Annotated in this window: 12 protein-coding genes; 5 read left to right on the top strand and 7 right to left on the bottom strand. The window is 69.0% G+C overall.

Annotated elements, in window-relative coordinates:
* Window positions 1–296: 296 nt before the first annotated feature.
* Both AC3DE2_RS15530 and AC3DE2_RS15525 read right to left on the bottom strand, forming a co-directional pair.
* Window positions 297–938 (bottom strand): Pr6Pr family membrane protein, encoded by a 642-nt coding sequence (locus AC3DE2_RS15530; protein ID WP_488426945.1) that lies wholly within the window; start codon window positions 936–938, stop codon window positions 297–299.
* A gap of 272 nt (window positions 939–1,210) precedes the next feature.
* Complete coding sequence (locus AC3DE2_RS15525; protein WP_488426944.1) at window positions 1,211–1,567, bottom strand: TfoX/Sxy family protein; 357 nt, start codon at window positions 1,565–1,567, stop codon at window positions 1,211–1,213.
* Between the two features lie 64 nt (window positions 1,568–1,631).
* Here AC3DE2_RS15525 and AC3DE2_RS15520 point away from each other — a divergent pair, with 64 nt between their 5' ends.
* Both AC3DE2_RS15520 and AC3DE2_RS15515 read left to right on the top strand, forming a co-directional pair.
* Complete coding sequence (locus AC3DE2_RS15520) at window positions 1,632–2,588, top strand: DMT family transporter (RefSeq protein WP_488427094.1); 957 nt, start codon at window positions 1,632–1,634, stop codon at window positions 2,586–2,588.
* 130 nt (window positions 2,589–2,718) lie between these two features.
* The gene (locus tag AC3DE2_RS15515; RefSeq protein ID WP_488426943.1) at window positions 2,719–3,798 is read left to right on the top strand and encodes a DUF1176 domain-containing protein; all 1,080 of its coding nucleotides are present in this window, start codon (window positions 2,719–2,721) and stop codon (window positions 3,796–3,798) included.
* A gap of 174 nt (window positions 3,799–3,972) precedes the next feature.
* Here AC3DE2_RS15515 and AC3DE2_RS15510 read toward each other — a convergent pair whose 3' ends face one another.
* From AC3DE2_RS15510 to AC3DE2_RS15490, 5 genes are all read right to left on the bottom strand, one after another.
* Entirely contained in the window at window positions 3,973–4,395 is a 423-nt protein-coding gene (locus AC3DE2_RS15510; protein WP_295375399.1) for a universal stress protein, read from the bottom strand.
* Window positions 4,396–4,497: 102 nt separating this feature from the next.
* The gene (locus AC3DE2_RS15505) at window positions 4,498–5,217 is read right to left on the bottom strand and encodes a pseudouridine synthase (RefSeq protein WP_295375401.1); all 720 of its coding nucleotides are present in this window, start codon (window positions 5,215–5,217) and stop codon (window positions 4,498–4,500) included.
* Between the two features lie 39 nt (window positions 5,218–5,256).
* On the bottom strand, window positions 5,257–7,674 hold the full coding sequence (locus AC3DE2_RS15500; RefSeq protein WP_488426942.1) for a putative bifunctional diguanylate cyclase/phosphodiesterase: 2,418 nt from the start codon (window positions 7,672–7,674) through the stop codon (window positions 5,257–5,259).
* A 226-nt stretch (window positions 7,675–7,900) separates the two neighbouring features.
* Window positions 7,901–8,329 carry an MliC family protein gene (locus AC3DE2_RS15495; protein ID WP_488426941.1) on the bottom strand — a complete coding sequence of 143 codons (429 nt, stop codon included), beginning with the start codon at window positions 8,327–8,329 and terminating at the stop codon, window positions 7,901–7,903.
* A gap of 65 nt (window positions 8,330–8,394) precedes the next feature.
* Window positions 8,395–9,063, bottom strand: coding sequence for a hypothetical protein (locus AC3DE2_RS15490; protein WP_488426940.1), 669 nt, complete (start codon window positions 9,061–9,063; stop codon window positions 8,395–8,397).
* 284 nt (window positions 9,064–9,347) lie between these two features.
* On the opposite strand from AC3DE2_RS15490, the gene AC3DE2_RS15485 reads away from it, so the two are divergent.
* Genes AC3DE2_RS15485 through AC3DE2_RS15475 form a run of 3 tightly spaced genes read left to right on the top strand, consistent with a single transcriptional unit; the run spans window position 9,348 to window position 11,836 of the window.
* The gene (locus AC3DE2_RS15485) at window positions 9,348–9,914 is read left to right on the top strand and encodes a Cif family virulence factor (protein WP_488426939.1); all 567 of its coding nucleotides are present in this window, start codon (window positions 9,348–9,350) and stop codon (window positions 9,912–9,914) included.
* A gap of 60 nt (window positions 9,915–9,974) precedes the next feature.
* A complete protein-coding gene (locus AC3DE2_RS15480; RefSeq protein ID WP_488426938.1) occupies window positions 9,975–11,075 on the top strand; it encodes a sensor histidine kinase in 1,101 nt (366 codons plus the stop codon).
* Window positions 11,075–11,836, top strand: coding sequence for a LytR/AlgR family response regulator transcription factor (locus tag AC3DE2_RS15475; RefSeq protein WP_295375412.1), 762 nt, complete (start codon window positions 11,075–11,077; stop codon window positions 11,834–11,836). Before AC3DE2_RS15480 ends, AC3DE2_RS15475 begins: the two co-directional genes overlap by 1 nt.
* Window positions 11,837–11,847: the final 11 nt, after the last annotated feature.

Below are 11,847 nucleotides of genomic sequence, written 5' to 3'. Positions count from 1 at the left end.
ACCGATGTCTTTTCCACCCCGACAACACCGCAGGCATCCCCGTGCAGGAGCGACGCAAGCCGCGAGTTTTTCGCGGTGAATTTCACTGCGCCCGGCCATCCACCTCACGACGCATACGCCTTTTCCACATCGAGACCACGGTCGCGACTCACGTCGTTCCTACAACGCACATCTCCCCTGTAGGAGCGACGTCAGTCGCGAGCTTTTCACAGGGCACTTTCATTGCACTCCGCCATCCACCTCATGCCGCAGCTGCCTTCTCCGCGTCGGAACCACGGTCGCGACTCACGTCGCTCCTACGGGGATGGGTTGCGGCGCGCGAGCAGGCGATCCAGCGCCAGCAGGATGCCGCCCAGTGCCAGGAACACCAGCAGCACGCCCGTCGCGTTGAGTGCGGTCCTGGCGTAACCCAGTTGGCCCGCGTCGATGAACGGGTACGGGTATTCGCCCAGCCAGGCGCCGCGCAGCAACACCCAGGCCAGGTACAGCAACGGGAACAACAGCCAGGCCACCGCGTCGCGCAGGTTCAGCCGGCCATGCGGCGCGGCCAGCAGCCACCAGCCCAGGTACAGCAGCGGCGCGGCGTAGTGCAGGCCGGTGTCGGCCCACCATTGCAGGCCCTGCGGCTGCCAGAGATGGCGCAGGATCAACACGTAGATCAGGCCGGTCACGCCGATGTACAGCGCGACCGCGCCGCGCACGCGGGCGCGCGTGGACATGCCACCGCCGCCACGCAGCGCGCCCAGGCACACCAGCGTCACGCCGAGGTTGCTGAGGATGGTGAAGTAACTGAAGAAGCGCAGCGTGCCCAGCAGCGCGCCGACGTTGTCGCGGGTCAGTTCCAGCAACAACACGTATTGCAGCAGCAGCGACGCCAGCGATACCGCCATCACCGCGGCGGCGAAGGCGCGTCCTTTCGGGGTCAGGCCCGGTTCCATCGGCGGGTGATCGGTATGGAGACGCCGTCAGCCTGTCATAGATCGGGGTGGAACTGGATGGCTCGTCGTGTGTGGGCCGGAGAAGTTGACGGGGGCGCTGGGCTGTCCGCTCTGGAAAAAAGGTGGCGGGCTTCGGGCAGCTTGGCCGTGAGGGAACCACCGAGGCTTCGTTGGCCCCCACCCCAGCCCTCCCCCGCAGGCGGGGGAGGGGGGCCGTGTGTGGTGGTTGCGGTGCGCTTTCCGCGCCGGACGGATGAGCCAGGGCCGCCCGGTCAGCGGGCTGGCCCGCGCGGCCGCCGGAGTGGCTTGCGACGCGCCGCCTCGATCGCCCGCTGCGCCCAGGGCCGCATCGCCTGCGCAGATTCCAGCGCGTCGGGCGGCGGCGTCCAGTAGCCGGGGATCTGTCCTTCGCGCCGTGGCCGGTAAATGAAAGGCTCGCCGCCGGCGGCGCGGAATTCCTCCACGGTCAAGGCATCGGTCTTCAGGTACAGGGTGTCGTCCAGGACCAGGCCGAACATGCGGTCGTCCAGATACACCCCCAGCCCGCCGAACATCGCACGCAGCCGGATCTCGCCTACCTCGGCCATCAGTTCCCGCAGGTACTCGCCGAATTCGTGATGTACCGCCATGAATGGCTCCCGCGTCCGACCGGGTGACGTCGCCAGTGTGCGCGTGTTCGGCGACAATGGACACATGTCGATGACCCCGCACGCCAAGGCGCAACTGCAAATCCATTTCTGCGTGTTGTTGTGGGGCTTCACCGCCATCCTCGGCAAACTGATCACCCTGCCGGCGCTGCCGCTGGTGTGGTGGCGCATGCTGCTGGTGGTGGTCGCGCTGGCGCTGCTGCCGCGGGTCTGGCGCGGGCTGCGCGCGATGTCGCCGCGGCTGATGCTGGCCTACGCCGGCATCGGCGCGCTGGTGGCGCTGCACTGGCTGACCTTCTACGGCGCCATCAAGCTGGCCAACGCCTCGGTGGCGGCGACCTGCATCGCGCTGGCGCCGGCCTTCACCTCGGTGCTGGAGCCCTGGCTGGCGCGACGCCCGTTCTCGGCCCGCGAACTGGCCTTCGGCGTGGCGGTGCTGCCCGGGGTGGCGCTGGTGGTGGGCGGCGTGCCCGACGGGATGCGCCTGGGCGTGGTGGTGGGCGCGGTGTCCGCGTTGTTCGTGGCCCTGTTCGGTTCGCTCAACAAGCGCCTGGTCGAACACGGCGATCCGCTCACCGTCACCGCGCTGGAACTGGGGGCCGGCACGCTCCTGCTGACCCTGCTCGCGCCGGTGATGCCGATGTTGTTCCCCGCCTTCGCCGGCGATCTGCTGGTGGTACCCGGCCTGCGCGATGGCGCCTACCTGCTGGCGCTGTCGCTGCTGTGCACGCTGCTGCCGTTCGCGCTCTCGCTGGTGGCGCTGCGCCACCTGACCGCCTACGGCGTGCAGCTGGTGACCAACATGGAACCGATCTACGCCATCCTGCTGGCGATCCTGCTGCTGGGCGAACAGCGCGAGCTGACCCCGCTGTTCTACCTGGGCGTGGCGATCATCCTGATCGCGGTGTTCCTGCATCCGCTGCTGGAACGGCGCAAGTCCAGTGGCGCCGTGCACCATCCGGAAGTGCTGGGCACGTCCGAGGCCAAGAACCTGGTGGATTGATTCGCACAGCAGGGTTCAGAGTGAGTTGAACCCTCGCCGCGCCATGTGCAGATTGCACTCCCGCCTGCCGACTCCCGTACCCGCCATCACGCGGCCGCGGATGCCAGGCATTCATCAGGACATCCCGTTCATGCGCCGTCTCCTTCCCCTGCTCCTGCTGTGCGTCTCGGCCGGCGCCAGCGCCGCCACGCCGATCTACCGCCAATTCAAGGACTGGGTGGTCGCCTGCGACAACACCGTCCGCTGCGAGGCGCGCGGGGCCAATGAGATATCGCCGCTGATGCTCCGGTTGATCGCCGAAGCCGGCCCGGCGGGCGGGCTGTCGCTGGCGCTGGAATCGGGCATGCCGATCGATGTCGCCACACTGCGCGTCGATGGCAGGCCATTGGCGCTGGATGCGCATCACTGGACGCTGTCACCGGAACAGGACGGCGTGCAGACACTCGACAGTCACGATCCGGAACGCGTGCGCACCTTGCTGGAGACCCTGCGAAACGGTCATGAGCTGACCTTCGGCGATGGCGAACGCCAGCGCGGCGTGCCGCTGGACGGGCTGAGCGCGAGCCTGCTGCTGATCGACGAAACCCAGGGCCGGCTCGGCAACGTCACCGCGCTGTTGCGCGGCGGCGACAAGCCCGCGTCGCAGGTACCCGCCGCGCCCGCGTTGCCACCCGCGGTGAAGCCGGCGCCCGCCCTGCCACCGCTGGGCGAGGACACCCGGGAGCGCTTGATCGGCGCGGTGCGGCGGGCGCAATCGGCGCTGCTGGAGAAGGAGGAATGTTACCGGCCTGCGGAAGACGATCCCGCGGACAACCACTTCGACACCGCCGTGGCGCTGACCTCGCGGGAAGCACTGGTCCTGATCGAATGCTGGCGCGGCGCCTACCAGTCCAGCCACCTCGCGTTCCGTGCCCCGATCAATCGCCCCGCCGAAGCACGCCGGCTGGTGCTGCCGATGCCGATGGTTCCCTCGCCGGACAGCGGCCGTCAGGTCGCCTGGGACGCGTTCACCAATGCCGGCTACAACAACGACGAGTCGGTGCTGTACCACATGGCCAAGGGCCGTGGCATGGCCGACTGCGGCGAGAGCGCGAGCTGGGTGTTCGATGGCCGGGACTTCCACCTGGCCCACTGGAACTACCTGGGCGGCTGCCGCGGCGGCGAGCCGGGCGACTGGCCGGCGCTGTGGCGCAGCGCGGGCTCGCCTTAGTCGCGAAATCCGTGGCGCGCGCCCGATAGCCACCCTTGATTCGATAGCCCCCTTTCCCAAAGGGGGCGGTCACCTGCGCAGCAGGTGACCGGAGATTGGCTCTCGGATCACACCCACCACCCGCGCATGAACAGAACAATCGCCGATCGTCCGGATCGTGGCGCGGCGCAATCCTCAGCGCACCACCATCACCGGCACCGGGCTGGTGGCGATGACCTTGGTGGCGACCGAGCCCAGCAGCAGGTTCTTCAGGGTGCCGCGGCCGTGGCTGCCCATCAGGATTAGATCCGCGCGGTCGGCCTTGGCCAGCCTGATCAGGGTTTCGGCCACCGGTCCCACCGCGCGGTGTTCGGTGAACGGCAGGCGCGTGCGCTTCATCGCCGCGCGCACCTTGCGCAGCACCGCCGCGGCGGTATCGGCGTAGTAGGCTTCCGCCCCCTCCACGCCCAGTTCCTTGGCGACCGCCTTGGGCAGCGGCAGGTTGACGTACACCAGGGCGATGGAAGGCGGTGCCTTCAGCTGCTTGGCCAGTTGCGCGGCATGCTTGACCACCTGCAATGCGGTCTCGCTCTCATCGACGGCCAGGAGGATCTTCATGGCGTTGCTCCTTCGTGGTCGACCGGACGATACCGGCCCTGATCGCAGATTACCGGCATCCGGCGCACGGATGCCTTGATCGGGATCAAGCCGCGCGCGGTACTACCACTCCTGTTGCTGCGGCAGCAGGCCGCGCAGTTCCAGGTCGGTCAGGTTGCGCCATTGCCCGGGCTTGAGCGCGCCCAGCTTGAGGTTGTCGATGCGCACGCGGCGCAGTTGGGTGACCCGGTAGCCGAACTCCGCCGACATCAGCCGGATCTGCCGGTTCAGGCCCTGGGTGAGGATGATGCGGAAACCGAACTTGGCGATCCGGCTGGTCCGGCACGGCAGGGTCATCTGCCCGTGGATGCGCACGCCGCGCGCCATGCCGCGCAGGAATTCGTCGGTGACCGGCTTGTTCACCGCCACCAGGTATTCCTTCTCGTGGCGGTTCTCGGCGCGCAGGATCTGGTTGACGATGTCGCCGTTGCTGGTCATCAGGATCAGGCCTTCGGAATCCTTGTCCAGGCGGCCGATCGGGAAGATGCGCTGTTCGTGGCCGACGAAATCGACGATGTTGCCCTTCACCGAACCCTCGGTGGTGCAGGTGACGCCGACCGGCTTGTTGAGCGCGATGTAGACATGCCTGCGCTTGCCGGCCTTCACCGTGCGCGCTTTCAGCGGCTGGCCGTCCACGCGGACCTCGTCGCCCTCGCCCACCACCGCGCCCACGCCCCCGGGCTGGCCGTTGACGGTGACGCGGCGCTCGGCGATCAGCCGGTCGGCCTCGCGGCGGGAACAGAAGCCGGTTTCGGCGATGTGCTTGTTGAGGCGGGTGGTCATGCGGGAATTATCGACGATTCCCCGCCCCGGCCACAGCACTCAGCCGGACATCGCCCCGATCGGGTCGGGCCGGGTCGCCTTCCATTCGCGGATCAGGCCCGCCAGCGGCACCGGAGCATGGATGGCGTAGCCCTGGGCGTAGTCGATGCCCACCTCCGCCAGCCGCGCCATCGCCGCCTCGTTCTCCACCCACTCGGCGATGGTGCGCTTGCCCAGCGCCCGGCCCACCTGCCCCATCGAGCGGACCAGGGCCAGGTCGACGTTGTCGCGGCCCAGGTCGCGGATGAAGGCGCCATCGATCTTCAGGATGTCCACGTCCAGGCTCTTGAGGTAGGCGAACGAGGACAGGCCGCTGCCGAAGTCGTCCAGGGCGATGCGGCAGCCGCGCGCGCGCATGGCCTCGATGAACAGGCAGGCATCGGTCAGGTTGCCGATCACCGCGGTCTCGGTGATCTCGAAGCACAGCTTGTTGGCCACGCCCGGATGGCGATCCAGCTGCTCGGCGGCGAACTGGCGGAACAGCGGATCGGCGATCGACTGCGCCGACACGTTGACGTGGCACAGATCCAGGCTTAGCAGATGGCGGGTGTCGCGGCTGATCAGGTCCAGCGTCGCCGCCAGCACGTGGCGGTCCAGCATCATCGCCTGCCCGTAGCGCTCCAGCGGCGGCAGGAAGTAGCCGGGACCGTGGATGTGGCCTTCGTGATCGATCATCCGCACCAGCACTTCGTATTGCAGGCGCTCCTCGCCCCGCAGCGGCTTGATCCGCTGGGCATACAGCAGCAGGCGATCCTCGGCAATCGCCAGCTGGATGTGCGCGACCCAGTCCAGTTCGGTCTGGCGGCGCGCGAACGCCTCGTCGGATTCGCGATAGCAGCGAATCCGGTTGCGGCCTTCCTCCTTGGCCAGGTAGCACGCGGTATCGGCCGCGCGCAGCAGCCAGTCGGCGTCGCTGGTCTCCGGATTGATCTCGACCACGCCGATGCTGCAGCCGAGGCCGAACTTGCGATCGTTCCAGTGGAAGGCCGATTGCGCCAGCCGTGCGTGGAGCCGCTGCGCCACCCGCTCGGCATCCTCCAGCGTCGCATGCGCGAGGAAGATCGCGAACTCGTCGCCACCCAGCCGTCCCACCCAGTCCTCGCCGCGCAACTGCGAGGACAGTGCATGCGCGAACTGGCGCAGGAAGCGATCGCCGGCGGCGTGCCCGCAGGTGTCGTTGACCAGCTTGAGCTGGTCCAGATCGACGAAGCACAGCGCATGGCGCGCCGGCTGGCGCTGCACGGCCAGGGTGATCTGGCCCAGCCGGCGCTCGATTTCCCGGCGGTTGATCAGGCCGGTGAGATCGTCGTGGCTGGCCTGGTGGGCGATTTCGCTGGCGAGTTCGCGCGCCTCGGACACATCCTCGACCACCGCGAAGATGCGTTCCCCCTCGCCTTCGCTGCCGGTGATGATCGAGGCGCTCCAGCGGACCCAGCGGCTGCTGCCGTCGCGGCGGCGCAGCCGGCGTTCGCCCGGCTCGATCATCCGCGTCCAGTCGGGGCGCCCTTCGTCATCGAAGTGCAGATCCTCCGGATGCAGCAGGTCCTTCAGGTGCCCACGCCGCAGTTCGTCCAGCGGATGCGACAGGATCTGGGCGAGCACTTCGTTGGCCTGGGTGATGCGGCCCCCGCGATCCAGCTTGAGCATGCCCACCGCCGCCTGGTGGAAAGCCGCGCGGAACTCCGTCTCGGTGCGGCGTATGTGCCGCAGGGTGCGGCGCATGACCGTCAGCGCGTACGCCGCGAGCGCGAAGAACGCGAGCACCGCCAGCGCGGTCAGCGTGCGCCGCAGGAAGCGCGCCCCATCCACCAGCGACTGCGAGAACGCCAGCTCCGCCACCCGCAGGCGGGCGTCCATGTCCAGCAGCGTGCGCTGGTGGCGCAGGATTTCCGCCTCGCCCATGACGCCGGAACGCCGGCGTCGTTCGATGTCGTCGGTCAACGCCTGCAGATGCAGGATGTCCACTTCGGCCTGTTTCCACAAATGCACCGATTCGCGGAAGTACGGCGCATGCGCGAACAGGCGGTACATCCGGATCAGCCGATCGATGTCGGCCGGCGCATTGCCGCCTTCGAGAAACCCCTGGCGCGCGGTCGCGAGATCGATCGGCCGCTGGTCCAGCGCCTGCCGTCCTGCGCGATCCCCCAGTGGCACCCGCAAGGCCTGGCGGACCCGCGCCAGATCCTCCGGATTGCCGTGGGACACGTAGCGGTACAGCGCGGACACCGCGGTCTGCTGGGCCTTGGACCAGTGGCTCTCGCCCACGATGTAGGCGGTGGCGCCGGCCTGGACTTCCAGCACCGTCGCGGTCAGCAGTGCACCCAGCGCGGCGAACAGGATGATCGCCGCCACCCGTGCGGGCAGGCCCTTGCCGCTGCCATCCCTGGCCGTTTCCTGATTCGCGCGCGAACGCTCCATCACCACATCGCTTCCCCTACGATGCCTGTCCCGACCTTACGTTCCTGCATCACGGCACGCAAGCTCGCCCCCGGCCATGCCGCATCGCCCGTGCCGGGGCGATCACGCCGCCGGCACCGTCCCCTGGCGATGGCGGCACGGTCGCCATGACATCGGCGTCCGGGCGCCGGACTTTAACCGTTCCCGGCCCCCCTCCCGCCGACCGCCGGGCGGACACGGGCGCCACTCACCGGAACGCCGGGGGTGGCCGGATGCAACGGCGGTCGGCCTGGCCCTGCAGGCTCAGCAGGGCCTCGCCCTCGCTGACGATCCAGAACAGGTTGCCGGCGGCATCGGCGTAGCGCGTCCCCGTGCCCGCGTCCTGCCGCGGCAGTTCCAGCACCCGGCCATCGAAGCTGATATCGGCGTCGCCCGCGCCATGGAAGCTGGCGGTGACCTCCCGGTCCCCGCACTGGTAAAGATAGGTGGTGGTCGCCTCGCTGGCCTGCCCGGGTATCTGCGGCGCCGCCGCGGGAGGGGCGGGCAGGTCGGCGCGCGGAGTGGTCGGCGCCATGGCGGGTGCGTTGGACCGCGCGGGAGGCGATTCCGGACCACAGGCCAAGAGCAGCGGCGCGGCGGCGACCGCGGACAGCAGGAAACGGAATCCCGTGCGCATGGAACCTCCCTGGAATCCGCCCGACACGCAGCGTAAGGCGCGCGCGTCTACGCGGGGTGAAGGACTCAGTTCAGGACCAGCACGGCACCGATGGCCAGGTTGATGACACCGCCCAGCACCAGCACCCCGAGCGCCGACAGCCCGCTGCTCCACCCGTTCACCTGCAGCGTGTCGCGCAACCAGCGCGCCTGCACGCACAGGTACCACACCGCGGCGATGGCGGCGATCGCCCAGCCGATCCGGGTGGACGTCACTCCGGGCTTGATCACCAGCTGCAGGGCCATCGACAGGGTGATCGCGAACGGCGCCGCGAGGTAGCACTGCGCATAGAACGGACGCCGCAGGCTTTCGCGATCCAGCCGGACGCCGCGTCGCCGCTGGCAGTGGATGGCCATCAGCAGCGGCCACAGGGCGAAGGTCAGGGTGCGGTACAGCAGCAGGCCCTGTTCGTTGCCCATCACCTGGCGGGAAAGATCGCTGGTGGCCTGTACCTGCTGGTGCAGGATGAGTTCGAGCACGTGCGCGGCCAGGATGGCCAGCATCAGGAATAAAGGCGGGCTCAGCGCGTCGTCGAACTGCTTCTCCAACTTGTCCTTCAGCTCGGTCTCCGCGTAGCGCGCCATCCGCTGCGGATGGCGTGCCACCCGCCACAGCGTGAGCGGGAAGAACACCAGCCAGGTGATCACCTCGTAGAGGAACTCTTCCAGAGACTTGAGCAGTTTGAGGAAATCCATCCGCGCCCTCTTCCTTGCAGCGGTCCGGATACCCGCCAACCGCTTCGTCGTGGTGCGTGCCGGGATGGTCCGCGGGGTGCCGTCGACGATGCAGGGAGCGTAGCCGGTCGCCGCGCGGGTGCCCAGCAATCCCCGCCGCGGAATCGCTCCCCGTGCCGGAATCGCGCGTCCCGTCCCGGTTCGCCGCAGGCCGCTACCGGTCGGGCGCAATCCGGGGCCAATCCCCTCCCGCGGGGTGGCCGGCGCGCGTGTAATGCCCGCTCCCCGTCCACCGGAACCCGCCGATGACCCCGCTTCGCTTCCCGCTGGCCTGCCTGCTGCCGCTGCTGTTCGCCGTCACACCGGAGTCCGCCTCGGCCCAGGCCACCGCCGTGCCCTCGACCCTGGCCGCCCAGGCGCGGATGTCGCCGGCCGACGAAGCCGCCATCCGCGAGTTGGTGGAACGCTTCCGCACCACCCTGATGGCCCGGGACAAGGCGGGCTTCCTGGCCCTGTTCCTGCCGGGGACCGTGGCCTGGGAAAGCGCCATCGGCGACGAGAGCCTGCGCCGCCTGCGCGAGAAACGACCGCAGACGCAGAAGGTCAAGCCGGACCCGCAACACAATCCGGTGTCCTTCATCGACAGCATCGTCGCCGATCCCGAATCAAGCGAAGAGAAATTCCGCAACCTGCGCATCGACGGCGACAGCGATGTCGCCTCGGTCGTGTTCGACTACTCCTTCCACGCCGGCAATCGCGAAACCAACAACGGCGTGGAAGCCTGGCACCTGGTGCGCACCGAGCAGGGCTGGCGGATCGTGTCGGTGATCTGGTCGATGAACCTGCCGCCGAAGCCGGACGCCGCGGGCTGACGCCAGCCCGGGGCACGGCGGTGGCATGATGGCGCCGCCCGCTTCCCGGTCCCTTCGCGCATGCCCGCCGCCCTGTCCCGCCCCGCTCCCGCCGAACCGCCGTTCTGGCTGCCGTTGCTGGCCGGCCTGCCCATCGGCCTGTGCCTGGTGGTGATGGCGCTGCCCGCGCTGGGCCACGGCCACGCCACCGCCTACCGGGTGCTCTACCTGCTGGCGTTCCTGGCCTGGCTACCGCCATTGGCGGCGCTGCAGCGCCGACTGTGGCGGCGGCGCCTGCCGATGCCGCTGATCGGTGGTGTGCTGCTGGTCGCCACCTATGCGATGTCGGTGTTCAACAACCTGCTCGGCGATCTGATGGCGCAGTTCGCCGGCTGGTCGCGCCCGGACGATTTCCGCTTCGCCGGCTTGTTCAACGGGCTGGAAAGCTGCTGGCTCGCCCTGATCGCGTTCTGCGCGATGCACGCGGTCATCGCCTACTACGTGGAGCTCAAGCAGGAAAAGCAGCAGCGCGAACAGGCGCACCTGCTCGCCCGCGATGCGGAACTGCGCGCCCTGCGCTACCAGTTGCATCCGCACTTCCTGTTCAACACCCTCAACGCCATCTCGACCCTGGTGGCCGAGGAGCGCGGGCGCGACGCGCGACGCATGATCAGCCAACTGGCCGAATTCCTGCGCGCGACGCTGGCCGGCGACGGCCGGCACGAGGTCAGCGTGGCCGAGGAAATCGCCTTGACCGATGCCTATCTGGAAATCGAGAAGGCGCGCCTGGGCGAGCGCCTGCAGATCATCTGGCGCATCGACGCCGAACTGCTGCACGCGGCCATGCCCTATCTGCTGCTGCAGCCGCTGGTGGAAAACGCGATCCGGCACGGCATCGCCCCGCGCGCGAGCGCCGGGAAACTCGAAATCCATTTGTCCCGCCACGGCGATCGCCTGCTCCTGCAACTGGACAACGACATCGCCACGCCGCTGGCCGAGGCGCCCGCGCGCGATGCCGCGGTCGGCCAGCGCAACGTCGCCGAGCGGCTGGCGCGGTTGTATCCGGATGATCATCGCTTCCAGGCGGGTCCGCGCGCGGACGGCGGCGGTTACCGGGTGAACCTTGATCTGCCCTTCCGGGCCACGGCCGCCGCGCGCGACGCGTCGCGGGAAGCCGCCTGATGCGCGTTGCGGTGGTCGACGATGAACCACTCGCGCGGCGTGGCGTGATCGCCCGCCTGTCCGCGTACCCGGATCTGGTGCTGGCCGGCGAATACGCCGACGGCCAGGCGGCGCTGGAAGGCCTGCGCGCCACGCCGGTGGATCTGGCTTTCGTCGATGTGCAGATGCCCAGCCTCGACGGGCTGTCGATGCTGGCGGCGCTGCCGGTGGAATGCAGGCCGCTGAACATCCTGTTGACCGCGCATGATCGCTTCGCCCTGCGCGCCTTCGAGCTCAAGGCGATCGACTACCTGCTCAAGCCCATCGACGACGAGCGCTTCATCGATGCGCTCACCCGCGCGCGCCAGTTCCACCAGTGGCGCCAGTCGGGCGCGCCGACGGAAGCGGACGGCGGCGCGATTGCCGGCGGCGACGACGCGACCGGACCGGTGCGACGATTCTCGGTGCGGATTGGCCGCCGCCTCGCCTTCATCGACGCCGACGAGGTCGAATGGATCCAGGCCGACGGCGACTACGCGGTGCTGCATGTGCGCGGACAGGGCCACCTGTTGCGCGAGTCGCTGCAGCGCCTGGCCGGACGATTGGATCCGGCCCGCTTCCTGCGCGTGCACCGCTCGGCGATCGTGCGCATCGACTGCGTCGCCGAACTGCAATCGCTGCCCAACCGCGACGCCCTCCTGCGCCTGCGCGACGGCACCCCGCTGCGCGCCAGCCGCACCTACATCGACGCGCTGCTCGCGCAACTCCAGCCACGGGGCTGACGCCATTACGC

This window comes from Pseudoxanthomonas sp. 68-E7 (assembly GCF_057773145.1).
This window is presented reverse-complemented; position numbering and strand designations above follow the sequence as displayed.